Raw genomic sequence first — 24,929 nt, forward strand, 5'->3', positions numbered from 1 at the left:
CTATGCCTTCAGGTCGAAGTTGAACGGCGTCTCGCGCTGGCGCTTGCCGGTCAAACGGAAGATGGCGTTGGCAATGGCGGGCGCCACGGGCGGGTTGGCCAGCTCGCCCACACCGCCGGGCTTGTCGCGGTTGCCATCGATGATGACGATGTCGATGGCGGGCATGTCCGACATGCGCATCACGGGGTAGTCATGGAAATTGCTCTGCTGCACCGCGCCGCCCTGGATGTCGATGCGATCGAACAATGCATGGCCGAGGCCCCACATGAGGCCGCCGTACAGTTGCTCCTCCACGCCGGTGCGCGAGACCGCCAGGCCAACGTCGGCCACGCAGGTGAGCTTTTCGACAACGACGCGGCCGTCCTTGCGCGCCACCTGCGCCACCACGGCGATGTAGCTGTCATACGCCTGATGCGTGGCGACGCCCAGTGCGTGGCCGTGCGCCGCCCTTCCCCACCCCGCACGCTGTGCGGCGGTGCGCAGCACGTCGACATGCCGGGGCCGGTCGGCCATGTGAGCGACGCGGAAATCAACCGGATCGCGCCTGGCCGCCACAGCGAGTTCATCGATGAAGCTCTCGGTGGCGAAGACGTTGGGGATGAAGCTGACGGCGCGGTACCAGCCTGTCGGGATGCCCGTTTCGTGCCGCACCCAGCCGATGTCCATGTGGTTGGCGCGGTACGGAAAATCCCACTTTGAGAGGGCCTCGGTGGTGCTGTAGTCCATGCGATCGGGGCGGTCGAAGTAGCCCGGCTCCCACTGTTCCGGCGATGCGGGCGACACCGCGCGAATGCGCAGCGCATCGAGCCGGCCCTGCGCATCAAGCGCGCCTTCGAGGCGATGATACGTGGCGGGGTGGCCGTACAGCGCGCGCATCTCGTCTTCGCGGCTGTTCATCAGCTTGACGGGCACGCCGGTCTTTTTGGCAAGGTAGGTGACTTCGAACAACCAGTATTTGCTCTCGCGCGCACCAAAGCTGCCGCCCGACACCATCTCGTGCAACACCACCTTGTCGCGCCGCACGCCGCAGATCACCTCGGCAGCCTCCATGGCGGTAGATGGCACCTGGATGCCGCCCCAATATTGCATGGCGCCGTCCTTGAACCACGCGGTGATGTTGACGGGTTCGAGCGGATTCTGCTGCTTGTAGGGCATGCGATACGCCGCATCGATGCGCTTTGTGCCGTGGGCGATCGCCACGTCGGTGTTGCCGGTCTGCACGGTGTGCACCACGCGCGCCTTGCCGCTGGCAAGCCATGCGGCCTGGTGCTGCGCGACCTGGCCGCTGTCGAAATCGGCGAAGGCGCTGTCGTCCCAATCGACCTTGAGCGCCGCGCGCCCCTTGTTGGCGGCCCAGTAGTCATCGGCCAGCACGGCCACGCCTTCCTGGTTACCGCCCAGCACATCGGCGCGCATCGGGATGGTCATGACCTGGCGCACGCCGCGCACCTTCAACGCCTCGGCGCTGTCGATGCGGCGCACGCGTGCACCGGGCATGGGCGCACGCTGCACGACCGCCACCAGCATGCCGGGCAACGACACATCGATGCCGTACTGGTACCGGCCCGTCGCCTTGGCCAGCGCATCGCGCTTATGCCGGAGCTTGCCGATGTACTTGAAGTCCGCCGGCTTCTTCAACGTGACGTTGGCAGGCGCAGGCAGACGGCCCGCCGCATCGGCCAATTCGCCGTAGGTGGCCCTGCGGCCGTCGGCATTGCAGATGACGGTGCCGTCTGCGGTGCTGCAAGCGGCCACGGGCACGCCCCAGCATTGCGCCGCCGCGCTGATGAGCATGGCGCGCGCCGTGGCGCCGGCTTGCCGCAGGCGCGCATATTCGAGCGACACGCTGGTACTGCCGCCGGTGGAATACACCTTCCAGATCGGATGGATGTAGTCCTGGAAGAACGGATCTTCCGGCGTGACGACGGCAATGCGCATCGGGTCGACATCCAGCTCTTCGGCCACGCAGGCGGCCAGCGCGGTTTGCGTGCCGGTGCCGGAATCGTGCTTATGGACGACGATCTTGACGGTGTTGTCGGCCAGCACGCGCACCCACGCATTGGGTTCGAATTCCCCCGCGGCGCCATCCTTGCCGGCGGCCAGTGCATCGGGCAAGCGAAAGCCGACCGCCAGCCCCGCCGTCAGCAGCGCGCTCTGCTGCAGGAAGCGGCGGCGCGACGGTGCGTGCAAGTCACGCGGCGCGTTCATGCCTTGCCTCGCTCGTCGGCGGCGCGCTTGATGGCCTGGCGGATGCGCCCGTAGGTGCCGCACCGGCAGATGTTGCCAGCCATGGCATTCGTGATGGCCTCGTCGTTGACGGGCGTGCCTGCCGCCAACAACGCAGCGGCCGACATGATCTGCCCCGACTGGCAGTAGCCGCATTGCGGCACGTCTTCGGCCACCCAGGCGCGTTGCAGCGGGTGCGTGCCGTCTTTCGACAGGCCTTCGATGGTGGTCACGCTGTGCCCGGCCGCCGCCGCTGCCGGCGTGATGCACGCGCGGATCGGCGCGCCGTCCAGATGGACGGTGCAGGCCCCGCAAAAGCCGCCGCCACAGCCAAACTTGGTGCCCGTCAGCTTCAGCCGATCGCGCAGCACCCAGAGCAGCGGCATGTCGGCATCGGCGTCATCCAGCGCGTGGGGCGCGCCATTGACCATAATCTCGGTCATCATTGTCTCCTCCAGAATCGGGCCGTCTTGTGCGGCCGCGCCTGGCTGCAATATGAAGCCGCGTACGGGCGCCCCGCCAGCGACGATTTCTGCCAGCCCGTGTAAGTCGAACTAACAGGTCACCCATCGCCGCCATGTACAAGCGTTATCCGTCGATCCAGTCGATGCATGCCTTCCTGCAGGCGGCGCGCACCGGCAGCTTTACCAAGGCCGCCCAGCAACTGGACCTGACGCACAGCGCGATCAGCCAGCAGATCCGCTCGCTGGAGGAATTCATCGGCCAGCCGCTGTTTGTGCGCGAGGCAGGCGGCATCGTCCTGACCGACGCAGGCCAGCTCTTTGCCAGCATGCTCACCGACGGCTTTGGTCAGGTGGACCGGGCGCTGTCTTCGGTGCGCAACCGGCACGTGCCGCAAACGCTCATCGTCGATGTCGACAGCGAACTGGCGCAGGGCTGGCTCAATGCGAGGCTGCCGCAATTACTCGAGGCCCTGCCCGGCTACCAGGTGATGTTCCTGTCCACCACGCGCGGCGAGCGGCCCTCGTTCGAGCGCGTGGACGTTTCGCTGCGCTACGGCTATGGCGAATGGGATGACTGCGAGATGGCGCTCGTCTGTGGCGACCACGTCACCGCCGTGGCGGCGCCCGCGCTGCTGGAGCGCCATGGCGTGCAGGCGCCGCTGGCGCCTGCGGCTGCGATGAGGCTGCCGCTGCTGGGTTACACGCGGCGCTCGTGGATTCCGTGGCTGGACGCCGCCGCTCTGGAACCGCTCGAGCCCGCCGTGGTGGCCGCATTCGACAACGCCGCCAACATGGTTGCCGCCGCCGAAGCCGGCGTCGGCGTGGCGCTGGTGCGTGGGCTGCTGGCGGCCGATGCACTGCAACACGGGCGCCTCGTGCGGCTGACCGATGTGGCCATCCCGGCGCACTACAACCTGTATGCCGTCTGGCAGCGCGGCCAGGGTGAGCGCGCACAGGCGGTGGTGAACGCAGTGCAGCAACTCGCGCGCGACACGCTGGGCGCCTGAGCGCCCGCCGCCTTCCGACCGACTTGCCGATATCGGCAACGTATCAAGACCGCCGCCAAATAGTATTGGCCGGCCCCCGGCCCCGACTCCGATACTGCGCCCCAAGCAGCACGCATCCGGCATCACGCGATCCGGCGAGGGGAAGGCACACGCCTAGCAAAGAGCGCCGCGCTGCAGGACGTGCCTGCCCCCACCGGGAAGCCATCACGCGCTTCCTCCCAGTCATCAGGAGATCCAACGATGATCATCGACATCAGCTGCTACCCCACCGACCTGGTGGACCTCGCGTGGTGGCACGACGGCGACCCCTTTACCGGCGAGCGCCTGCTCGAAATGATGGACGGCCCTTACATGATCAACGGCAAGCCGCGCCGTATCGACAAGGCCTTCATCCAGCCGCCGCAGGGCAACACCATCTACACGTGGACGGACGGCGAGCTTTCGGGCCGCGAGTCCATCGACGCCTACATGGCGTACACGCTCAAGATGGTGCAGACCTACCCCGACCGCTTCATCGGGTGCTTCGTCTACAACCCGCGCTGCGGCGTGCAGAACGGCGTGGAGGCCATCGAGCGCTATGTGAAGGAGCACGGTTTCAAGATGGTCCAGATGCAGGCCAACATGCACGCCTACCGGCCGGACCGCGCGCTGGATTGGGTGATGCCCGCGTTCGAGAAATGCGCCGAGCTGGGCGTGCCCGTCAAGCTGCATACGGGCGACGGCCCCTACAGCATTCCGTCGGAATGGATTCCGATGATCAAGCGCTTCCCGAACGTCGATTTCATCATGGCGCACTTCGGCGTGCAGACCGGCGGCGTCTACGTGTTCGAGCCGATGCAGTGGGCGATGGAGCTGCCCAATGTGTATTGCGAATCGGGCTGGTGCCTGCAGTCACGCATCGTCGAATTTGCCAAGGTGCTGCCCAAGCACAAGATCCTGTTCGGCACCGACACGCCGCCCAACGAGCCCGGCATGTGGCTGCGCCTGCTGGAAGTGTTGTGCATGGACCCGCCGCAGGGCCTGAACCTCGATGAAGACACGCTCGAGGATTACCTGGGCAACAACATCGCCCGCATGATCGGCCTGGAGCCGACCCGTCCGCCCAAGACCGTGGCCGAAGCCGAAGCGCAGCTCGCGCTGGCTGCCGCCTGAGCCACCGCAGACCGCACGGAGCGCAACACATGATTATCGATACCCATCTGCACCCGACCAACCTCGTCGACGAGGCCTGGCGCCACACCGGCACGCCGTTCAACGGCGAGCGCATGATCCAGCTGATGGACGGCCCGTACATGATCAACGGCAAGCCGCGCCGCATCGACATGGGCTTCATCCAGCCGCCGCCGGGCAACACCGGCTACCGCGACGGCAACCGCCGCGGCCGCGAGGGCATTCGCGACTACATGGCGTACATCGCCGAACTGACCCAGAAGTATCCGGACCGCTTTATCGGCAACTTCACCTACAACCCGCGCTGGGGCCCGGAGAACGGCGCGGCAGAGCTGGAATTCCACATCAAGGAATACGGCTTCAAGATGGTCAAGCTGCACGCCAACATGCACGGTTACCGGCCCGACCGCGCGCTCGACTGGCTGCGCCCGGCGATGAAGGTCTGCGCCAAGTACAACATCGTGGTGCTGATCCACACCGGCGACGGCCCGTACACCATCCCGACGATGTTCTACCCGATCATCCGCGAGTTCCCGATGGTGAACTTCATCATCGGCCACTTCGGTATCCAGACCGGCGGCAACTACTCGTTCGAAGCGTTCTGGATGGCGATGGACACGCCCAACGTGTACTGCGAATCCGGTTGGTGCTTCCAGTCGCGCATCGTCGAATTTGCGAAGCAGTTGCCGCGCGACAAGATCGTCTTCGGCACAGATTCGCCGCCCAACGAGCCCGGCATGTGGCTGCGCGAGCTGGAGGTGCTGTGCTCGGCGCCGCCGCAGGGGCTAGGCATCGATGAGGACCACCTCGAAGACTATCTGGGCAACAACATCGCGCGACTGGTCGGCATCGAGCCCACCAAGCCGCCCAAGGACCTGGCCGAGGCGGAGCTTCGCCTGAAGTCGACCTACGTCCAGACAGCAGAAGCGGCCTGAGCGCCGATCCCGCGGGTGCCGCGCCTCTGTGGTGTTCGGCGCCCGCCTCTAGCGAGGTGTGCCATGAGCATGACCCGGCTTGGCGAAGGCCAGGATTTCCACGTCTTCGCCAATCTCTATCGCGAGCTGTATCCCGAAGATGTGCTGACGGTGCGCCACGGTATCTCCGCCGACCAGGACGTCACCGCCGTCATCGATCAGCTCGCTGCGCGCAACCAGACCCCCATGCTGGTCTGCGAGCAGGTCAGCGGCCTGCAGGTGCCGCTGGTCACCAACGTCTTTGCCTCGCGGTCACGGCTGGCACGGTTGTTCGACGTGTTGCCGCATCAACTGCACGATGCCTTCCAGGCACGCGCCAATGCGCCCATCGCACCGCGTGTGGTCTCGCACGGCCCCATCACCGACGAGGTGATCGAAGGCGATGCCGTCGACGTTGCGCTGCTGCCGATGATCAAGCACTTCGAGAGCGATCGCGCGCCCTACATCACCAACGCCATCATCGTGGCCGAGGACCCGGTGACGGGCGTGGCCAACATGAGCTATCACCGCTCGATGCGCCACGCACGCAACGCATTGGCGACGAGCCTGCACTCGCGCGGCCACCTGTGGCGCATGCTGCAGACCGCGCGCGAACGCGGCGACGTGCTGCGCGTGGCGATGGTGGTGGGCGCGCATCCGCTGTTCATGCTGGCCGCCGCCGCCCGCCTGCCGTTTGGTGCCGACGAACGCGCCGTGGCGGGCGGCCTGCTCGGCGCGCCGCTCGATATCGTGCGCACGCCACGCTACGGCATCGGCGTGCCGGCGGCAGCGGAGTTCGTGCTGGAAGGCACCATCGACCCCGCCGCCTATGCCGAGGAAGGCCCGTTCGGTGAATTCACCGGCTATTCGTCCGACCGCTCCACCAACAATGTGCTGCGCATCGATGCCCTGATGCGCCGGCGCGACGCGTGGCTGGTCGACGTGGTGGGCGGCCCGTACGCCGAGCACCTGACGCTGGCCCGCCTGCCGCGCGAAGCCGAGATGAGCGAGAAGCTCAAGGCGCGTTTCCCATCGGTGACGGCGCTGCACTATCCGAACTCGGGCACCCACTTCCATTGCTATGTGGCGCTCAACCCCACGCGCGACGGCGAGGCGCGGCAGGTCATGCTGGCGTTGCTCGGCTGGGATCCGTACCTCAAGACCGTGATTGCCGTGGATTCCGATATCGACCTGCAGCAGGACGAGCAGGTGCTGTGGGCCATGGCCACGCACTTCCAGCCGCATCAGGATGTGTTCATGGTCGACGGCCTGCCGGGCAGCCCGCTGGATCCGTCATCGTCCGTGCACGGCACGACCTCGCGCATGGGCATCGACGCCACGCGCGGCGCCGGCTTCGAAGGCATCCGCGCACGCATCGATCCGCAGGCGATCGCCCGCGCGGGCGACATCCTCCACCAGGCCGGAGTGCGGCCATGAGCGCGCGCCACCCTCGCGCTCCCGCCCGGCCGCGCATGGTGGTCGGCATCAGCGGTGCATCGGGCTTCGTCTACGGCGTGCGGCTGCTCGAACTGCTGCGCGCGCTCGATGTGGAGACGCACCTGGTCGTCACGCGTTCTGCGCTGCTGACGATGGCGCACGAAACGCCGTACAAGCTGGCCGACGTGATCGATCGCGCTACGCATTACCACCGCGCGGACGACATGGCCGCCGGCATTGCCAGCGGATCGTTTCGCGCGCTGGGCATGATCGTGGCCCCGTGCTCGATGAAGTCTCTGGCGGAAATTGCCACAGGCGTTTCGTCGACGCTGCTGACACGCGCGGCAGACGTCACGCTCAAGGAGCGCCGTCCGCTCGTACTGATGGCGCGCGAGACGCCATTCACGCTCGCACACCTGCGCAACATGCAGGCCGTCACGGAAATGGGCGCCATCGTCGCACCGCCCGTGCCGGCCTTCTATGCGCGCCCCAATACGTTGGACGACATGATCGACCACACCCTCGGCCGCGTACTCGACCTGTTCGGGCTCGATGCCGGCACCGCCCTGCGCTGGGGCGAAGAAGCCTTACCTGCCTTAGTCCGTACCCCACCCACGCTCGACAAGGAGACAACATGAAACCCCAAGCCACGGCCCACGCCACGCTTCCCGGCCCGAACACCAAGATTCCGGTCACCATCCTCACCGGCTTCCTCGGCGCCGGCAAAACCACGCTGCTGAACTTCATCCTGCGCGAAAACCACGGCCGCAAGATCGCCGTGATCGAAAACGAGTTTGGCGAAGTCGGCATCGACGGCGGCCTGGTCATGGCCTCGGAAAACGAAGAGATCTACGAGATGGTCAACGGCTGCGTGTGCTGCACGGCCGAGGTGCGCGAAGACCTCGTGCGCATCGTGCGCCAGCTTGTCGCGCGGCCCGAACGACTGGACCACATCCTGGTGGAAACCAGCGGCCTGGCCGATCCGTATCCGGTGGCGCAGTCGTTCTTCATCGACGACCCGATTGCCGAACATGTGGAGCTTGACGCCATCGTGACCATGGTCGACGCCAAGCACATCGCCGCGCATCTGGACGACCTGCAGCTGGACGGTGTCGACAACCAGGCCGTCGACCAGATCGTCTGCGCAGACCGCATCGTCATCAACAAGGTGGATCTTGTGGGCCGCGACGATATCGACGCGCTGCGCGGGCGCATCCGCGGCTTGAACGCCACGGCCGACATCGTCACCTCCAGCTATGCCGAGGTCGATCTGAACAAGATCATCGGTGTCGGCGCGTTCGAGGCGACGCAGAAGCTGCTGGAGATCGGCGCAGACGCCGGCCACGGCGAGCATGACGCGCACGACCATGAACATGACCACGAACATGAGCATGCTCACGCCGATGCTCACGAGCATGACCATGAGCACGAACATGAGCACGACCACCAGCACGATCCGAGCGTCTCGTCCGTGGGTTTTGACGTGCCGGCCGACGTGGATCTCGTGCGCTTCCACACGTGGATCGACACCCTGCGCACCGAGCAGGCGGAAACGCTGTTCCGCATGAAGGGCATCCTGGCCGTGAAGGGTCAGCCGCAGCGCTACGTGCTGCAGGGCGTGCACAGCCTCATCGACTTTCGCGCAACGCAGCCGTGGGGCAGCGTTGCGCGCAGCAGCAAGATCGTCTTCATCGGCCGCGACCTCGACCGTGCGGCCCTGCAGGACGGTTTCAACGCGTGTCTGGCGGCGTGAGCATGCCATGACATGACATCCCCCTGACCCGAGGGCGGCTCCTGGCACGCCCCGGGCATGACAACGATAGGAGACAACCATGACAACAGCCGTACACCCGGTCGACCAGATTCTGTCGACCCGACAGATGTTGACGTTGGGCTTGCAGCATATGGCGGTGTCGTACATCGGCGCCATCGCGGTACCGATGATCATCGCGTCGGCGCTCAAGATGTCGCAGGCGGACACCATTGTGCTAATCAGCACCACGTTGTTCTGCTCGGGCATCGCCACGCTGTTACAGACCATCGGGTTCTGGAAGTTCGGGGTGCGGCTGCCGATCCTGCAGGGGGTGGCATTCAGCAGCGTGGGGCCGGTGATCGCCATCGGCACCAACCCTGCCGTAGGTTTCGCGGGCGTGTGCGGTGCGGTCATTGCGGCCGGGCTGTTTACGCTGCTCGCCGCACCGCTGGTGGGGCGGCTGCGGCGATTTTTTCCACCGGTGGTCACGGGCTGCATCGTGACCGTCATCGGCCTGCAGCTCTTTCCCGTCGCGTATGACTGGGTGGGCGGCGGACGCAACGCTGCCAACTTCGGTGCACCATCGTTTCTGCTGGTGGCCGCGGTGGTGGTCGCCACCATTCTCCTCATCAACCGCTTCGGCAGCCCGCTGCTGCGCAACCTCGCCGTGCTGGTGGGCATGATCGTCGGCACGTTGCTGGGCTGCGCCATGGGCATGGGCAACTTCCACGGCGTGGCAGACGCGCCATGGGTCACGCTGCCCGTGCCGTTCCACTTTGGGGTGCCTGTGTTCGCCGTGGTGCCCGCGCTGACCATGATCGTGGTGATGATCGTGCAGATGGTGGAGTCGATGGGCTTGTTCCTGGCCATCGGCGACATCGTCGAAAAGCCGATCGAAGAAGAGGAAGCCATCAACGGCCTGCGCGCCAACGGGCTGGCCAGCGCCATCGCCGGCATGTTCGCCGCATTCCCCTTCATCGCCTTCATGGAAAACGTCGGCCTCGTGGTGCTCACCGGCGTGCGCAGCCGCTGGGTGGTCGCCGTGAGCGGCGTGCTGATGTGCCTCGTGGCGCTGGTGCCCAAGGCGGGCGCCGTGATTGCGGCCACGCCGACAGCCGCATTGGGCGGCGCGGGCATCGCCATGTTCGGCGTGGTGGCCGCGGCGGGCATCCAGACCCTGGCGCGCGTCGACTATGAACACAACCGTTACAACGTACTGATCGTGGGCTTCACGATTGCCGCCGCGCTGGTACCGGTGCTGGCGCCGACATTGTTCAAGCAGCTGCCCGACTGGTCGCAACCGTTCCTGCACAGCGGTGTGGTCATCGCCTGCCTGGTGTCGGTCGCGCTGAACCTGCTGCTCAACGGCACCGAAGAAGCGCACGTGCCCGCGTCGGTCGTGCGCACGGCGGGCCGCGCCTGATTTTCCAATGGACCTCTCCATGCACAACACGCCTCAAGACATCCTCATCCGCCGCCCTTTGGCCGTCATGACCGGCCTACGCGGTGACGCAGCACGCGCCGGTGCGGTCGACATCCGCATCGCGGGCGGGCGCATCGCCGAGATGGGCCCCGACCTCATGCCCCGCCCCGGCGAGCGCGTCATCGACGCCAGCGACTGCATCGTCTACCCGGGCTGGATCAACACACATCACCACCTGTTCCAGAACCTGCTGAAGGCCGTGCCGGAAGGCATGAACCAGGACCTGCAAGGGTGGCTGGCCAGCGTGCCGTATCCGCGCCTGCCGCTGTTCACGCCGGAGCTGATGCGCACAGCTGCGCGCCTGGGCATGGCGGAGCTGCTGCTGTCGGGCGCCACCACCTGCGCCGACCACCACTACCTCTATCACGCAGGCGGCGGCACCGAATCGGGCGACATGCTGTTCGACGTGGCCGATGAATTCGGCATGCGCTTCGTGCTATGCCGTGGCGGCGCCATCGAATCGGCCAGCAGCCATCCGGGCTTCTCGAAGACGGCGCTGCAGCCCGAAACGCTCGACCAGATGCTGGCCGACATCGAGCGGCTCAAGCACCGCTATCACGACGACGCACCCGACGCGATGCGCCGCGTGGTGGTGGCGCCGACCACACCGACGTTCTCGTTGCCGCCGGCATTGCTGGTCGAGCTGGCACGTGCCGCGCGCGGGATGCACCTGCGCATGCACACGCATTTGTCGGAGACCGACAACTACGTGCGTTTCTGCCGCGAGAAATACAACTGTCTGCCCGTGGAGTTCGTGGCCGAGCACGAGTGGCTGGGCCCGGACGTCTGGTTTGCGCACCTCGTGCACCTGCAGCCGTCGGAGATCCGCATGCTGGCCCAGACGGGCAGCGGCATCGCGCACTGCCCGGTCAGCAACAGCCGGCTGGGCAGCGGCATCGCACCGGTGCCGCAACTGGCGGCGGCCGGCTTGCCGGTGTCATTGGGCGTGGACGGCGTGGCGTCCAACGAATCGGGCAGCATGACCGGCGAAGTCAACACCGCTTGGCTCATCCACCGTGCCACGCAAGGTGCCGGCGCCACCACCGCCGAAGACGTCATTCACTGGGCGACCGCAGGCGGTGCGCGCGTGCTCGGCTTGAGTGAGGTCGGCACGCTGCAGGTCGGGCAAGCCGCCGATCTGGTGCTCTACGACATCAACCACCCGCGCTTCTACGGCTTCCACGACCCCGCGCTCGCGCCCGTGGTCGCCGGCGAGCCCATCACCGTGCGCACCAGCATCATCGGCGGGCGGGTTGTGGTGGACGAAGGTGTGGTGTGCGGGCTCGATGTGGCGAGCATCCGCGCCGAAGCCAGCCGGGGCGTGGCCGACCTGATGGCGTGTGCCTGACGGATCAGACGTCCAGCCGCAGCGCCATGTGTTCTTCGTCGTAGAAGCGGTCACCGACACGCATGGCGCGGCGCTCGACGCCAAAGGTCTCGAAACCCGCGTTGCGATACAGCGTTTGCGCACGCGGGTTCTCGGCATTGGCACACAGGTGGATCTGCAACACGCGCACCGCACGCGCATGTGCAATGGCGGCGTCGAGCAGACGGCCCGCAATACCGCCCCGCCGATGCGCAGGGTCAACAAACACGCCCCACAGCATGGCCTTGTGGGCAACCTGCGCCAGCGGCTCGCGACGCAGTCCGGCAATGCCGATCAGCTCCGGCCCTGCGAATGCACCGAACACGATCTGATGCTCGGTCGCCCGGATGCGGTTGCGGGTTTCCTCCAGCGTGCGGCCCGACTCTTCATCGTGCGTCGGCCAGATAGCGGTCGGCGCATCTTGAATGGCCTTCAGGCGGAGCGCCTTGAACGCTGCCGCATCCTCATCGATCAACGGGCGGATGGCGATGTCGCTCATGGCTGTTTGGCTTCGACGGTAAATGCATCGCCGGTTTCGAAGAACGCGCCGCCCGCCAGGTAATGCACGGTCTTGCTGCCCGCATCGGTAAAGTGCCAGCGGCCGTTGCTGAACAGCGCGGGGTCCGCCCAGGCGGCGGTCACTTCAGCAATGAAGAGGTCGTAGCGCTTCTCGTTGTGCGGTTCGGGAATGACGCGGCATTCCAGCCACCCTGCGCAGCCTGCCACCAGCGGCACGTCGATCGTGCGGGCTGGCACCGTGGCCAGGCCGAGCGCATCGAACTTGTCGCCGTCCCGGCCGGACAGCGTGCCCACCGTGAGCGTGGTCTCGGCAATTGCGCGTGTGGGGATGTTCAGTGCAAACACGCCCGAGGCTTCGATCAGCTCGCGTGTGAGCGTGCGGCTGTCGACCACGACCAGCACTTTGGGCGGGTCAAAGTCGAGCGGCATCGCCCAGGCTGCGGCCATGACGTTGCGGACACCGTTATGGGCGCTCGTGACCAGCGTGGTCGGGCCGTGGTTCAGGAGGCGGTAGGACTTTGCGAGTTCGACTGGGGTGAGTGTGATGGGGTTGGGCATGATGGCGCGGGACTCAGGGGGAGGCGTCATCATAGGGTAATGGTGTTGGAGGGGGTGGGCGGGGGTTTCTGCCTTGTTCTTTTGTTGTTGGTGCATCCCTTGTTTCATCCCCTGCCGGGGCTGACTCACTTTCTTTGTCTTGCCAAAGAAAGTAAGCAAAGAAAGGCGCGCCCGAGATGGCGACCCCCTCCTTGAATTTATGTCGCAGGGAGGGAGGGGAGGCAAACTCGCTGCGCTCAGACAGCCTCCCCTCTTTTTCCTCCCTGCAACAGAAATTCAAGGCGCCATCTAGGGCAGGAAAGTCAAAGGACAAAGCAAAACACCCTGGGCGCAAGCCCAACGACAAAGGCCAACCTCGCGACGGGTTGGCCTTTTTCTTTTGACGTTAGGCCCTTGATGGCGCCTTGAATTTTCGTAAGCGGGCGGAAACAAGACGGGAAACTGTCTGAGCGCAGCGAGTTTTTCCCGTCTCCGCCCGGTTACGCAAATTCAAGGGATGGGTCGCCATCTCGGGCGCGCCTTTCTTTTGCCTACTTTTCTTTGGCAAGACAAAGAAAAGTAGGTCGTGCCCGGCAGGGTACGAAACAGGGATGAACCACATAAAAGAAACCCCAGCAAACCCCATCAACCGGGCCAAAACTCATCCCGCAACGCGCCGCGCAATATGCTCCAACGCCTCCTCCACCTGATCAATCAAAATCAGGCAGAGATCACCCGGCTGCAACCGCCCCAGCGCGGTGTCGATCGCCAGAAATTCACCACGGATTTCCTCAACACGGCTCGTGCGCGAGGCACCCTGCAGCCCTTCACGCAGCAACGCGAGCACTTCACCGTCAGCACGCCCACGCTGGCATTGGTCTTCGTACAGCACGACATCGTCAAACACGCCGCCAAGAATCTGCGTCTGCTTGCGGATGTCTTCGTCGCGGCGGTCGCCGGCACCGCTGATCACCACCATGCGGCGCTGTGCCGGCATGGTGGCCACGGCGTTGCACAGTGCCTGGATGGCATCCGGGTTGTGGCCGTAGTCGGCGATGAGCGTGGCGCCCTTGTAGTCGAACAGGTTGAAGCGGCCTGGCGCGGTGGCGGCGTCATTTACGAAGGTGGCGAGGCCGCGGCGGATCACCGCCCAGTCGATGCCGAGCGCCCATGCAGCGGCAATCGACGACATCGCGTTTTCCACCTGGAAGCCGATCGTGCCGTTGCGCGTGAGCGGAATGTCGGCCAGTGCGATGCGCGTTTCGTCGGCACCTTCGGCGGCGACGATCTCGGCGCCGTCGACAAACACCACGCGCTTGCCTTGTGCGCGGTGCAGCGCCATGGTCGGCAGGCCCGGATCGTGCGCGAAGAACGTGACCGAACCGGGGCAGCCGTCGGCCATGCGCGCGACCATCGGGTCGGCGGCGTTGAGCACCGCCATGCCGCGTGGCGCCACGTTCTGCACGATCACGCTCTTGAGCACGGCCAGGTCTTCCACCGTGCTGATGTAGTTCAGGCCCAGGTGGTCGCCTTCGCCCACGTTGGTCACCACGGCCACATCGCAGCGGTCGAACGCCAGACCTTCGCGCAGCAGCCCGCCGCGCGCGGTTTCGAAGACGGCGGCATCGACATCCGGATGCAGCAGCACGTTGCGCGCGCTGCGCGGGCCGCTGCAATCGCCGGTGTCGATGCGCTGGCCCTGGATGTACACGCCGTCGGTGCCGGTCATGCCCATGCGCAGGCCGCTGGACGCCAGAAGATGCGTAATCAGGCGCACGGTCGTGGTCTTGCCGTTGGTGCCGGAGACGGCGACCAGGGGGATGCGGCCGTCGTCGCCGTCGGCAAACATCGTCGAGATGATGGCCTCGCCCACGGCGCGGCCCTTGCCGTATGACGGCTGCAAATGCATGCGCAAACCCGGCGCGGCGTTCACTTCCACGATGCCGCCAGCCTGGTCCTCGAAGGGCTTGAGCATCGTCTCGCACACGGCATCCACGCCGCAGATGTCGAGGCCGACCATCTGCGCGGCCGCCACGGCCCGCGCCGCGATGGCAGGGTGCACGTCGTCGGTCACGTCGGTGGCGGTGCCGCCCGTGGAGAGGTTCGCGTTGTTGCGCAGGACAACACGCGTGCCCTTCGGCGGCACGGCATCGGCGCTCAGGCCTTGCTTGGCGAGCGTGGCCAGCGCAATGTCGTCAAAGCGGATTTTCGTGAGCGACGTGGCGTGGCCTTCGCCGCGGCGCGGGTCGCGGTTCACTTCGTCGACCAGCTCGCGCACGGTGTGCTTGCCGTCGCCGATCACTTGCGGCGGGTCGCGGCGCGCAGCGGCCACCAGGTGCTTGCCCACCACGAGCAGACGGAAGTCATGGCCGGGGATGTAGCGCTCGACGATGACGTCCGAAGAAATGTCGGCGGCCACTTCGTACGCCGTCATCACTTCTTCGCGCGTGCGGATGCGCACCGCCACGCCCTTGCCCTGGTTGCCGTCGCGCGGCTTGACCACCACGGGGCCGTGGATTTCCTGCGCGGCTTCCCACGCCTCTTCGGCACTGCGCACCGAACGGCCCAACGGCACCGGCACGCCCGCCGCATGCAGCAGCGTCTTCGTCAGGTCCTTGTCCTGCGCGATGGATTCGGCCACGGCGCTGGTCATGTCGGTTTCAGCGGCCTGGATGCGGCGCTGCTTGCTCCCCCAGCCGAACTGCACCATCGAGCCCTGCGTCAGGCGGCGGTACGGAATCCCGCGCGCCACGGCGGCGGAAACGATGGAACCGGTGCTCGGCCCCAGGCGCACGTCTTCGTCCAGCTCGCGCAGACGGTGCAGCGCATCGTCCAGATCGAACGGCTGGTCGTCGCGGGCGGCCAGGCAAAGTTGGCCGGCCAGCTCGAATGCCAGTCGGCCCACCTCTTCTTCGGTGTATTCGACGACGACCTGGTAGGTGCCGGGTTCGAGCGTGGGCTCGGTGTGGCTGAACGTCACCGGGCAACCGGCGGCAGCTTGCAGGCCCAGCGCGGCGGCTTCCAGCGCGTGCGCAATCGATGGCGCGTCGGCTTCGTCATCGGGACGCATCGGGCCAATCGCCGGAAAGCGCGCACGCAGGCGGTCTTCAAAGCCCGGCAGCTCGGCCAGCAGTTGGGATTGGTCCGAGCAGGCCACGATGGCCTCGATGGCCGTATGGCGGCACCAGAGATTTGGGCCGCGCAAGGCCCGGATACGAGAGACTTCCATGCAATCAGCTTTCCGTTGTGCTTTGGGCGTTCTTTCTGACTCAGGCCCGATCGTCAGGCCTTGGATTCGGCGCGGCCCATCCACTGGTGAACCTGCTCGACGGTGCCCTCGATGGCGCATTCGTCGCATTGCAGAACCAGCAAGTCGCCTGCGTTGAGCTGCGAGAGCGCCGCTTCCACGGCGTCCCGGCGCTTGCCGCCTTCGACAACGACTTCGGCCACGCGACCGCCGGCCTGTAGCCCCTGCTTGAGCAGCGCGTGCGCCTGGCGGTCGAACTCGGCATCGGCGCGTTTGACGCTGCCGTCTTCGCACAGCAGCACGCGGTCGAACGTCTGTCCGATGACGGTGCCTTGCGCCACGAGATCTTCATCGCGGCGTTGCAGGCCGGCACCGAACACCAGCGTGCGGCGTTGCGCGGGGAAGTTGTCCAGCGCAGCGGCCAGGGCTTCCAGTGCCGACGCGTTGTGCGCGTCGTCCACCACGATCGTGGCGCCGTTGTGCTGGAACAGCGTGAAGCGGCCCGGCACGTCCACCTGACCCACATCGAAGGTCAGGATGCCGGCGCGCATCAGGTCGTTCGAAATGCCCAGCGCCCAACCCGTCGCCACGGCCGCCAGCACGTTTTCAAGCTGGAACGGCACGCGGCCGGCGTAGGTCAGCGGAATGGCGGACACGTCGGCCAGCGCCAGTTCGGTCGGGCCGGTGGCGAGCACCACCTTGCCGTCACGCACGAACACGGCCCGCTTGCCCGCGGCGCGATGCTCAGTCATGGCCGGCAGATCGCCCGACAACGCGAAGAAGATCACATCGCCGTCACACAGATCCGCCATTTCAACGAGACGCGCATCGGCGGCATTGAGCACGCCGACGCCGGTCTTCAGCACAACGTCGATCTGCGTGCGCAGGACGCTATACATGCGGTCTTCGTCTTCGACGTAGAAGTCGCCCAGGTGATCGGGCTTGCCGAAGTTGGTGACCACGCCGACCTGGCAGCGGTCATACGGCAGCCCCTGCGAGAGGATCATGCCGCTGTCGCTCTCGAACACAGCCGCTTCCACGGCGCGGTTCATCAGGATGCGGTGGCAGGCGTCCCATGCGGCGCGGTCGGTGCGCGCGCCGGATTCCACCTGGCGGCGATCGAGGTACAGGCCGTCGCTGCAGCCCAGCCCCGTGTGCCTGCCTGACAGTTGCAGCATCTGCGCGACGAGCTTGGCCACGACGGTCTTGCCGTTGGTGCCCGTGATGCCGACGATGGGAATGCGGCCATCGTCCTGCGCGCCGTCCTTGTCGGAAAACAGGTGATCGACAATCGCGCGGCCCACCGGGCGCGGTTCGCCCTGTGCCGGCCGGATGTGCATCAGCAAACCGGGCCCGGCGTTGACTTCGACAATGGCGCCACGTTGCTCATCCAGCGGGCGCGAGATGTCGTCGGCCACCAGGTCCACGCCGGCAATGTCGAGCCCGACCACGCGTGCGGCCAGCGATGCATGCGCGGCCACGCTGGGGTGCACGCGGTCGGTCACGTCAAAGGCGACGTTGCCGTTGCGCTGGATCAGCACGCTGCGGCCCGCGGGCGGCACGGCGCTGCCGTCGGCATAGCCCTGGCGCTTGAGTTCGAGGCGCGCCGCGGAATCCAGGCGAACGCAGTTCAGCGGGTGTTCTTCGGTGTTGCCGCGACGCGGATCGGAGTTGATCTGCGATTCGATCAGTTCTTCAATCGTCGAAGTGCCGTCGCCGACCACCGACGCGGTTTCGCCCATCGCCGCCGCCGCCACGCGGCCGCCCACCACCAGCAGGCGGTGTTCGTTGCCGGAGACGAAGCGCTCGACGATCACGCCGTTGCCTTCCTCGATGGCCACGGCGTAGGCGGTTTCCACCTCTTCGCGGGTCATCAGGTTCGTGAACACGCCGCGTCCATGGTTGCCGTCGTACGGCTTGACGACCACCGGCACGCCGATGTCTTCGGCTGCGTCCCAGGCGTCTTCGGCGCTGTCGACCATGCGGCCTTCCGGCACCGGCACGCCGCACGACTGCAGCAGGCTCTTGGTCAGGTCCTTGTCGCGCGAGATCGATTCGGCAATGGCGCTGGTGCGGTCGGTTTCGGCCGTCCAGATGCGGCGCTGGCGTGCGCCGTAGCCGAGCTGCACAAGGTTGCCGTCCGACAGGCGGATCGACGGGATATTGCGATCATCGGCGGCGTCGACGATGCAGGCGGTGCTGGGGCCGAGGCAATGTTCGTCCACCAGGTCGCGCAGCGTTTCGACGGCGGCGTCCACGTCGTACGGGCGGTCTTCGATGGCCGCCATGACCAGATCACGGGCGGCGAACAGGGCAGCGCGGGTCACGTCTTCGTGCCACGCACGGACGATCACCTTGTAGACGCCGCGCACGGGCGTCTCGCGCGCCTTGCCGAAACCGCCGGGCATGCCGGCCAGGTTCTGCAACTCAAGCGTGACGTGTTCCAGGATGTGGCCGGGCCAGGTGCCTTCCTTCAGGCGCATCAGGAAACCGCCGCGCACGCCGGGGCTGCAGCGGTGCTCGATCAGCGTTGGGAGCCATGTCGACAGACGCTCGTAGAACCCCGGAATCGTGTTGGAAGGGAAATCCTCCAGTTCACCAATATCGACCCATGCCTCCAGCACTGGCCGATATGTCCACATATTCGGGCCGCGCAGCGACATGACATCGAGAATCTCAATGTCCTTCTTCTTCATTGACTTTGCTTGGAAGCAGGGGGCGATGTACCCGTGAATTGGTCCGTGAAATCGAACCGTTACCTTTCAATAACGTTACAACGGCGTCGGCGTTGACGTCTTGAGCCCGAAGTGCGTTGTGCAGCGCACCAAATGCCGTGCTGGCGTGGCTATGTATACTTGCGAGCAAAATTTGCAGGCCGCAACCATTGCGACGCCGCGCTCTTGCCTCGATTTATGTTCGTCCTTTTCCCGTTTTGGGCTGTTTTTTGGCCATTTGGACGCGCTTTTTGAATTCTTTGCGCCACTGATGACCCAGTCCTCCCCATCGTCCGCCCCCACCGTCGCCCGCGCTCAGGAACCCTGGAGTGTCGTGCTGGCTCCGAGCCTCGCTCCAGAAGAAACCGTCCTGGCCGGGCTGCAGCTGGATTTGGACGCAAGGCTGCATTTTACCCACGGGTGGCTGGCGGTTACGAACCGCCGCCTGGTCGGCCAAGCGCCCGGCGAAAAGGATTTGCAAAGCTGGGACATCGCTCCTGGCATGACGCTTGCCCATAGCGACCACGCCGGCGTCGGCACGCTGGAGCTGTCCGACGGCCAGCGCCGGCTGGCCAGCTGGCGGTACACGCTGGGCCGCAACACCGACGCGCTGCGGCTGGCCGACGCCTTTGACGCCCAGCGCAACGCCCTGACCACCGGTGCCCAGGCCGCGCAGCCCGACGCGGACATCTGCCCGACCTGCAAGGCGCCCCTGCCGCCCGGCGAAGACAACTGCCCGCAATGCAGCCGTGAACTGGAACAGCCGCCCTCGACCTGGGCGCTGCTGCGCCTGTGGCGCTTTGCCCGGCCGTATCGGTGGGAATTGCTGGCCGGCTTCGCCCTGCTGCTAATCGGCACGGCCGCCACCCTGGTGCCGCCGTACCTGACGATGCCCTTGATGGACAAGGTGCTGATTCCCTACCAGAACGGGCAACCCGTCGATTACCGGCTGGTGACGCTCTACCTGTTAGGGCTGTTTGGCGCAGCGCTGGTGGCATGGGTGCTGGGCTGGGCGCGCACGTATCTGCTGGCGCGCGTGTCCGAACGCATCAGCGCCGACCTGCGTACGACCACCTACGAGCACCTGCTCAAGCTGTCCCTCGAATACTTTGGCGGCAAGCGCACCGGCGACCTCATGGCGCGCATCGGCTCGGAAAGCGACCGCATCAGCGTGTTTCTGTCGTTGCACCTGCTCGACTTCGCCACCGATGTGCTGATGATCGCCATGACGGCCGTCATCCTGGTCTCGATCGATCCGTGGCTGGCGCTCGTCACGCTCGTGCCGCTGCCGTTCATCGCGTGGATGATCCACCTCGTGCGCGACCGCCTGCGCCACGGCTTCGAGAAGATCGATCGGATCTGGTCGGAAATCACCAACGTGCTGGCCGATACGATCCCGGGCATCCGCGTGGTCAAGGCGTTTGCCCAGGAAAAGCGTGAAGTGACGCGCTTTGCCGAGGCCAACAAGCACAACCTGGCGATCAACGATCGTGTCAACGCGGTGTGGTCGTTGTTTACCCCGACCGTCACGCTGCTGACCGAAGTCGGCCTGCTGGTGGTGTGGATCTTCGGCATCTGGCAGGTGAGCCACGACGCCATCACCGTCGGTGTGCTGGTGGCGTTCCTGACCTATATCAGCCGCTTCTACACGCGGCTGGACTCCATGAGCCGCATCGTGTCCGTCACGCAGAAGGCGGCGGCGGGCGCCAAGCGCATCTTCGACATTCTCGACCACGTATCGAGCGTGCCGGAGCCGGCCAAGCCTGTGCACATCGAGAAGGTGAACGGCGCGATCGAGCTGCGCGACCTGGGCTTCCGCTACGGCAACCGCGCGGTGATCCGCGGCCTGAACCTGTCGATCCAGCCGGGGGAGATGATCGGGCTGGTGGGGCACAGCGGCTCGGGCAAGAGCACGCTCGTGAACCTGATCTGCCGCTTCTACGATGTGTCGGAAGGCGCGATCCGTTTGGACGGCACCGACATCCGTTCGCTGCCCGTCTCGGAATTCCGCCGCAACATCGGCCTGGTGCTGCAGGAGCCGTTCCTGTTCTTCGGCACGATTGCCGACAACATTGCCTACGGCAAGCCCGATGCCACGCGCGAAGAGATCATTGCAGCCGCACGTGCCGCCCATGCGCACGAGTTCATCCTGCGCCTGCCGCATGGCTACGACTCGCTGGTGGGCGAACGCGGCCAGGCGCTGTCGGGCGGCGAGCGGCAGCGCATTTCGATTGCGCGCGCGCTGCTCATCAACCCGCGCATCCTGATCATGGACGAGGCCACGTCGTCCGTGGACACGACCACCGAGAAGGAAATCCAGAAGGCGCTCGACAACCTCGTGCAGGGCCGCACAACGATTGCCATCGCGCACCGCTTGTCGACGCTGCGCAAGGCGGATCGCCTGGTCGTCATGGATCGCGGCCAGATCGTCGAAGTGGGCAACCACGATGAGCTGCTCGCGCGCGAAGGGGCGTACTACAAGCTGTATCAGGCGCAGGCCCGTAATGTCGACGCCGACACCGATCTGACCAGCGACGGCGAGCGCGTGGACGCCGCCGCGCCGGCTTACGCGCAGTGATCCCCTTTTCTGAAATGACTGCGATGCAAACGCCCGACTTCAGCCTGAGCCGCAACGGCTTCGGCAAGCTTGTCATGACCCTGGCCGACGGCACCGTGCATGAAGGCGTGGTGCCCGTGCGTGCCTTTCCCATCTCCGCCGCCGACGAGGGCTTGAGCCTGATGAGCACCGACGGCCGCGAGCTGGCATGGATCACGCAGCCGGCAGCGCTGCCCGCGCCCATGCGCGCGCTGATCGACGCCGAACTCGCCGCGCGTGAGTTCATGCCCGAGATCCGCAAGATCGTCGGCGTATCGACCTACGCCACACCGAGCACATGGACGGTGCAGACCGACCGAGGCCAGACCGACCTCGTGCTGCGCGGCGAAGAAGACATCCGCCGCCTGACCGGCACCACGCTGCTGATTTCCGACAGCCACGGCATCCACTACCTGATCCGCGATCTGCTGTCGCTGGACAAGCACAGCCGCAAGATTCTCGACCGGTTCCTGTAAGCCCGCGCGGTCGTTACCGAGGCATCGGCTGCACGGCCGTCACGACTTCGTTGAGCAGGCGTTCAGCCTGTTTCCAGATGGCGCGCTGGTTGTAGTCGCCCGCCGTGATGACGACCACCATGTCGAGCCCCGGCACGATCCACAGGCGCTGGCCGCCGTTGCCGATGCCACCGATCCAGGCGTATTCCGCACCGCCCGCCGCCACCTTGCCGAGCCACCACTGATAGCCGTACTGCAAGCCCATGCCCGTGTCGATGTGGGGCGCCGTTGATTCGGCAATCCACTCGGCGGGCACGAGTTGCCGCCCATTCCATTGACCGTGCTGCAGCACGAGCTGGCCGATGCGTGCCAGGTCTCGGGGGCGCAGGCGCACGCCGGCAAACGCCAGCGGGCGGCCGCGGTAGTCGTCGACCCATTCCCAGTCGGTGATGCCCAGCGGTTCGAACAACTGCCTGCGCGCGTATTCCGGCAACGGCATGCCGACACGCTCCGCCAGCAGCAGCGCCAGCACTGCCGTGTTGCCGCCGTTGTAGTTGAACTGCGTGCCGGCCGGGGCCGCCATCGGCCGGTCAAACACGTAGTGCGCCTGAGACGTGTGCCAGAACAATCCGAACTCGTCGTTGTTGAACAGGCTCGTCGCACGCCATTCGTTCCAGGCCAGGCCGCTCGACATCGACAGCATCTGGGACAGCGTGATCGCTTCGCGGCCGTCGCGATTCAGCTCCGCCAGCGCCGGAAACAGCGATAGCACCGGCGTGTCGAGCGGCGGCGTCTTGCCCTGCCCCTGCGCAATGCCCCACAGCAGGCTCGTCACCGATTTGCTGATCGAGCGAATGTCGTGAAGCGTGCTGGCGTCGAACGTGCGCGTGGTGCGGAACAGGTCCTTCACGCGCTCATCCTTGCCCGGGTGATAAACCTCCCCCACCAGCCGGCCATGACGCACCACGAGCAGGCTGTGGAAATTGATATCGGCATCGGCGAAATTGCGCAGGACGGTGCAGAAGTGACCGGCATCGAAGCCCGCTGCGGCGGGGTCGGCTTCGATCTGCCAGCCGTCGTTCAACTGGGCGGGCGCCTCGCAAGTTGCCGCCTGCGCGCCGTATACCGTGCAAACCCATGCGAAAGCGATGCCAATGCTGCGCAGCCGTAGCGTCATCCCAGCCCCCTTGATGTGGCGCCAAGTATCGTAACCCGCACTTGAAGAATCAAACCCTTTGCGATGAATGGGCGATTCAGGCCCCCGATCAGCAATGGATCGGCCATCCGGTGGACCCCTCGGCCCACGTTGGAACCCGGCCCCGCGTTACCATGTCGGACCATTCTTATTCACCCGCTACATCACAGGCACCTATGGTCACACGTCGAACCCTTCTTGCCTCCGCCTCGGTTACCGCCACGCTGGCGGCGCTCGGTATCACACCCGAAGCGCTGGCCGCCGATCGCGTCAAGCTCGGCGATGCGGCGCCGTTCTCTTTCGATGCGCTGATCGAGCGCGCCCGCGCGATGGCCAGCAAGCCGTACGCGCCGCCTGCCACGGCGCCGGCCGACATCCTGTCCAAGATCGACTACGAAGCGCACGGCAAGATCAAGTTCGACACCGCCCACGCGCTGTTTGCCGACGGCCCGGGCCAGTTTCCGGTGACGTTCTTCCACCTGGGCACGTTCTTCCGCGCGCCGGTGCGCATGCACGTGGTGGAAAAAGGCGCCGCTCGCGAGATCGTCTACGACGAGTCGTACTTCGACATGCCGGCCGACAGCCCCGCGCGCAAGCTGCCGCGCGGCAGTGGCTTTGCCGGCTTCCGCTTCCAGGAAAGCCGCCTGGGCGACCAGAAAAAGCTCGACTGGAAGAAGAACGATTGGGTCGCCTTCCTGGGCGCGTCTTACTTCCGCGCCATCGGCGAGCTGTATCAGTACGGGCTTTCCGCCCGCGGCATTGCGCTCGACGTGGCGCAGGCCGGCAAGCCGGAGGAGTTTCCCAATTTCACGCACGTGTGGTTCGACACGCCGGCAGACAACCGCGCCGATTCCGTAACGATCTACACGCTGCTCGACGGCCCGAGCATCACTGGCGCGTACCGCTTCGTGATGCACCGCACGAAGGGCGTGGTGATGGACATCGACACGGCCATCTTCCTGCGCAAGGATGTCGACCGCTTCGGCATCGCGCCGGCCACGTCGATGTACTGGTTCTCGGAAACCGCCAAGGGCACCGCCACCGACTGGCGCCCCGAGGTGCACGACTCCGACGGCCTGGCCCTCTGGACCGGCAACGGCGAACGCATCTGGCGCCCGCTGAACGATCCGCCGCGCACGATGGCGTCTGCCTTTGGCGACAACAACCCGCGCGGCTTCGGCCTGCTACAGCGCGACCGCGATTTCAACAACTACCAGGACGGCGTGCATTACGAGCGCCGGCCGAGCCTGTGGGTCGAGCCGCTGGAAGGCTGGGGCGAAGGCGCCGTGCAGCTCATCGAGATCCCGACCGACGACGAGATCCACGACAACATCGTCGCCATGTGGGTGCCGAAGGCACCGGCGCGTGCGGGCAGCCAGTATCGTCTGCGCTATCGCCTGCACTGGCTGGCCGATGAGCCGTATCCGACGCAACTGGCGCGCTGCGTGGCCACACGCATGGGCAACGGCGGGCAGCCGGGCCAGCCGCGTCCGCGCGGCGTGCGCAAGTTCATGGTCGAGTTCAAGGGCGGCCCGCTGGAGAAACTGCCGTTCGGCACCAAGCCGGAGGCCGTGCTCAGCACCTCGCGCGGCACGTTCTCGTACGTGTTTACCGAAGCCGTGCCGAACGGCGTACCCGGCCACTGGCGCGCGCAGTTCGACCTGACGGTCGACGGGAAGGAGCCGGTCGACATGCGGCTGTTTTTGCGTGTGGACGGCAAGCCGCTGTCGGAGACGTGGCTGTACCAGTACCACCCGTTCCAATCGCCGGTGGGGCCGGTGGCGTCGTAAACGCCATCGCACACTCA

General features: G+C 65.9%; 18 protein-coding genes. 11 read left to right on the forward strand and 7 right to left on the reverse strand.

Features of this window, described 5'->3' with window-relative positions:
- The gene (locus ABIC76_RS03360; RefSeq protein WP_354532968.1) at nucleotides 1-2,208 is read right to left on the reverse strand and encodes a xanthine dehydrogenase family protein molybdopterin-binding subunit; all 2,208 of its coding nucleotides are present in this window, start codon (nucleotides 2,206-2,208) and stop codon (nucleotides 1-3) included.
- Complete coding sequence (locus tag ABIC76_RS03365) at nucleotides 2,205-2,669, reverse strand: (2Fe-2S)-binding protein (RefSeq protein ID WP_102065890.1); 465 nt, start codon at nucleotides 2,667-2,669, stop codon at nucleotides 2,205-2,207. Before ABIC76_RS03365 ends, ABIC76_RS03360 begins: the two co-directional genes overlap by 4 nt.
- 134 nt (nucleotides 2,670-2,803) lie before the next feature.
- On the opposite strand from ABIC76_RS03365, the gene ABIC76_RS03370 reads away from it, so the two are divergent.
- From ABIC76_RS03370 to ABIC76_RS03405, 8 genes are all read left to right on the forward strand, one after another.
- On the forward strand, nucleotides 2,804-3,697 hold the full coding sequence (locus tag ABIC76_RS03370; protein ID WP_354532969.1) for a LysR family transcriptional regulator: 894 nt from the start codon (nucleotides 2,804-2,806) through the stop codon (nucleotides 3,695-3,697).
- Nucleotides 3,698-3,937: 240 nt separating this feature from the next.
- Complete coding sequence (locus tag ABIC76_RS03375; protein WP_045202142.1) at nucleotides 3,938-4,849, forward strand: amidohydrolase family protein; 912 nt, start codon at nucleotides 3,938-3,940, stop codon at nucleotides 4,847-4,849.
- Between the two features lie 29 nt (nucleotides 4,850-4,878).
- Nucleotides 4,879-5,802, forward strand: a complete 924-nt coding sequence (locus tag ABIC76_RS03380; protein ID WP_027679411.1) for an amidohydrolase family protein — start codon at nucleotides 4,879-4,881, stop codon at nucleotides 5,800-5,802.
- Between the two features lie 63 nt (nucleotides 5,803-5,865).
- On the forward strand, nucleotides 5,866-7,257 hold the full coding sequence (locus tag ABIC76_RS03385) for a UbiD family decarboxylase (protein WP_102065888.1): 1,392 nt from the start codon (nucleotides 5,866-5,868) through the stop codon (nucleotides 7,255-7,257).
- Entirely contained in the window at nucleotides 7,254-7,895 is a 642-nt protein-coding gene (locus tag ABIC76_RS03390; RefSeq protein ID WP_197742997.1) for a UbiX family flavin prenyltransferase, read from the forward strand. The genes ABIC76_RS03385 and ABIC76_RS03390 overlap by 4 nt, the downstream gene beginning before the upstream one ends.
- On the forward strand, nucleotides 7,892-9,010 hold the full coding sequence (locus ABIC76_RS03395; protein ID WP_354532970.1) for a CobW family GTP-binding protein: 1,119 nt from the start codon (nucleotides 7,892-7,894) through the stop codon (nucleotides 9,008-9,010). The genes ABIC76_RS03390 and ABIC76_RS03395 overlap by 4 nt, the downstream gene beginning before the upstream one ends.
- 79 nt (nucleotides 9,011-9,089) lie before the next feature.
- Complete coding sequence (locus ABIC76_RS03400) at nucleotides 9,090-10,433, forward strand: nucleobase:cation symporter-2 family protein (protein ID WP_045219489.1); 1,344 nt, start codon at nucleotides 9,090-9,092, stop codon at nucleotides 10,431-10,433.
- A 19-nt stretch (nucleotides 10,434-10,452) separates the two neighbouring features.
- Nucleotides 10,453-11,841, forward strand: a complete 1,389-nt coding sequence (locus tag ABIC76_RS03405; protein ID WP_354532971.1) for an amidohydrolase family protein — start codon at nucleotides 10,453-10,455, stop codon at nucleotides 11,839-11,841.
- Nucleotides 11,842-11,845: 4 nt separating this feature from the next.
- On the opposite strand, the gene ABIC76_RS03410 is transcribed toward ABIC76_RS03405, so the two are convergent.
- The 4 genes from ABIC76_RS03410 to cphA (ABIC76_RS03425) form a co-directional block, all read right to left on the reverse strand.
- Nucleotides 11,846-12,358 carry a GNAT family N-acetyltransferase gene (locus ABIC76_RS03410; protein ID WP_354532972.1) on the reverse strand — a complete coding sequence of 171 codons (513 nt, stop codon included), beginning with the start codon at nucleotides 12,356-12,358 and terminating at the stop codon, nucleotides 11,846-11,848.
- Entirely contained in the window at nucleotides 12,355-12,969 is a 615-nt protein-coding gene (locus tag ABIC76_RS03415) for a flavin reductase family protein (RefSeq protein ID WP_354532973.1), read from the reverse strand. The genes ABIC76_RS03410 and ABIC76_RS03415 overlap by 4 nt, the downstream gene beginning before the upstream one ends.
- A 607-nt stretch (nucleotides 12,970-13,576) precedes the next feature.
- Nucleotides 13,577-16,144, reverse strand: a complete 2,568-nt coding sequence (gene cphA / locus ABIC76_RS03420; RefSeq protein WP_102065883.1) for a cyanophycin synthetase — start codon at nucleotides 16,142-16,144, stop codon at nucleotides 13,577-13,579.
- 53 nt (nucleotides 16,145-16,197) lie between these two features.
- Nucleotides 16,198-18,858 carry a cyanophycin synthetase gene (gene cphA, locus ABIC76_RS03425; RefSeq protein WP_102065882.1) on the reverse strand — a complete coding sequence of 887 codons (2,661 nt, stop codon included), beginning with the start codon at nucleotides 18,856-18,858 and terminating at the stop codon, nucleotides 16,198-16,200.
- A gap of 289 nt (nucleotides 18,859-19,147) precedes the next feature.
- On the opposite strand from cphA (ABIC76_RS03425), the gene ABIC76_RS03430 reads away from it, so the two are divergent.
- Both ABIC76_RS03430 and ABIC76_RS03435 read left to right on the forward strand, forming a co-directional pair.
- Nucleotides 19,148-21,454: a cyanophycin metabolism-associated ABC transporter gene (locus ABIC76_RS03430; RefSeq protein ID WP_354532974.1), complete on the forward strand. Its 2,307-nt coding sequence runs from the start codon at nucleotides 19,148-19,150 to the stop codon at nucleotides 21,452-21,454.
- Nucleotides 21,455-21,477: 23 nt separating this feature from the next.
- Nucleotides 21,478-21,948, forward strand: a complete 471-nt coding sequence (locus tag ABIC76_RS03435) for a cyanophycin metabolism-associated DUF1854 family protein (RefSeq protein WP_354532975.1) — start codon at nucleotides 21,478-21,480, stop codon at nucleotides 21,946-21,948.
- A gap of 13 nt (nucleotides 21,949-21,961) precedes the next feature.
- Here the strand turns inward: ABIC76_RS03435 and ABIC76_RS03440 are convergent, their stop codons facing one another.
- Nucleotides 21,962-23,104 (reverse strand): serine hydrolase domain-containing protein, encoded by a 1,143-nt coding sequence (locus ABIC76_RS03440; RefSeq protein ID WP_354532977.1) that lies wholly within the window; start codon nucleotides 23,102-23,104, stop codon nucleotides 21,962-21,964.
- Nucleotides 23,105-23,298: 194 nt separating this feature from the next.
- Here ABIC76_RS03440 and ABIC76_RS03445 point away from each other — a divergent pair, with 194 nt between their 5' ends.
- Nucleotides 23,299-24,912 (forward strand): OpgD/OpgG family glucan biosynthesis protein, encoded by a 1,614-nt coding sequence (locus tag ABIC76_RS03445; RefSeq protein WP_354532978.1) that lies wholly within the window; start codon nucleotides 23,299-23,301, stop codon nucleotides 24,910-24,912.
- Nucleotides 24,913-24,929: the final 17 nt, after the last annotated feature.

It is taken from the genome of Ralstonia sp. 1138 (genome assembly GCF_040544795.1).
Lineage (GTDB): Bacteria > Pseudomonadota > Gammaproteobacteria > Burkholderiales > Burkholderiaceae > Ralstonia > Ralstonia flatus.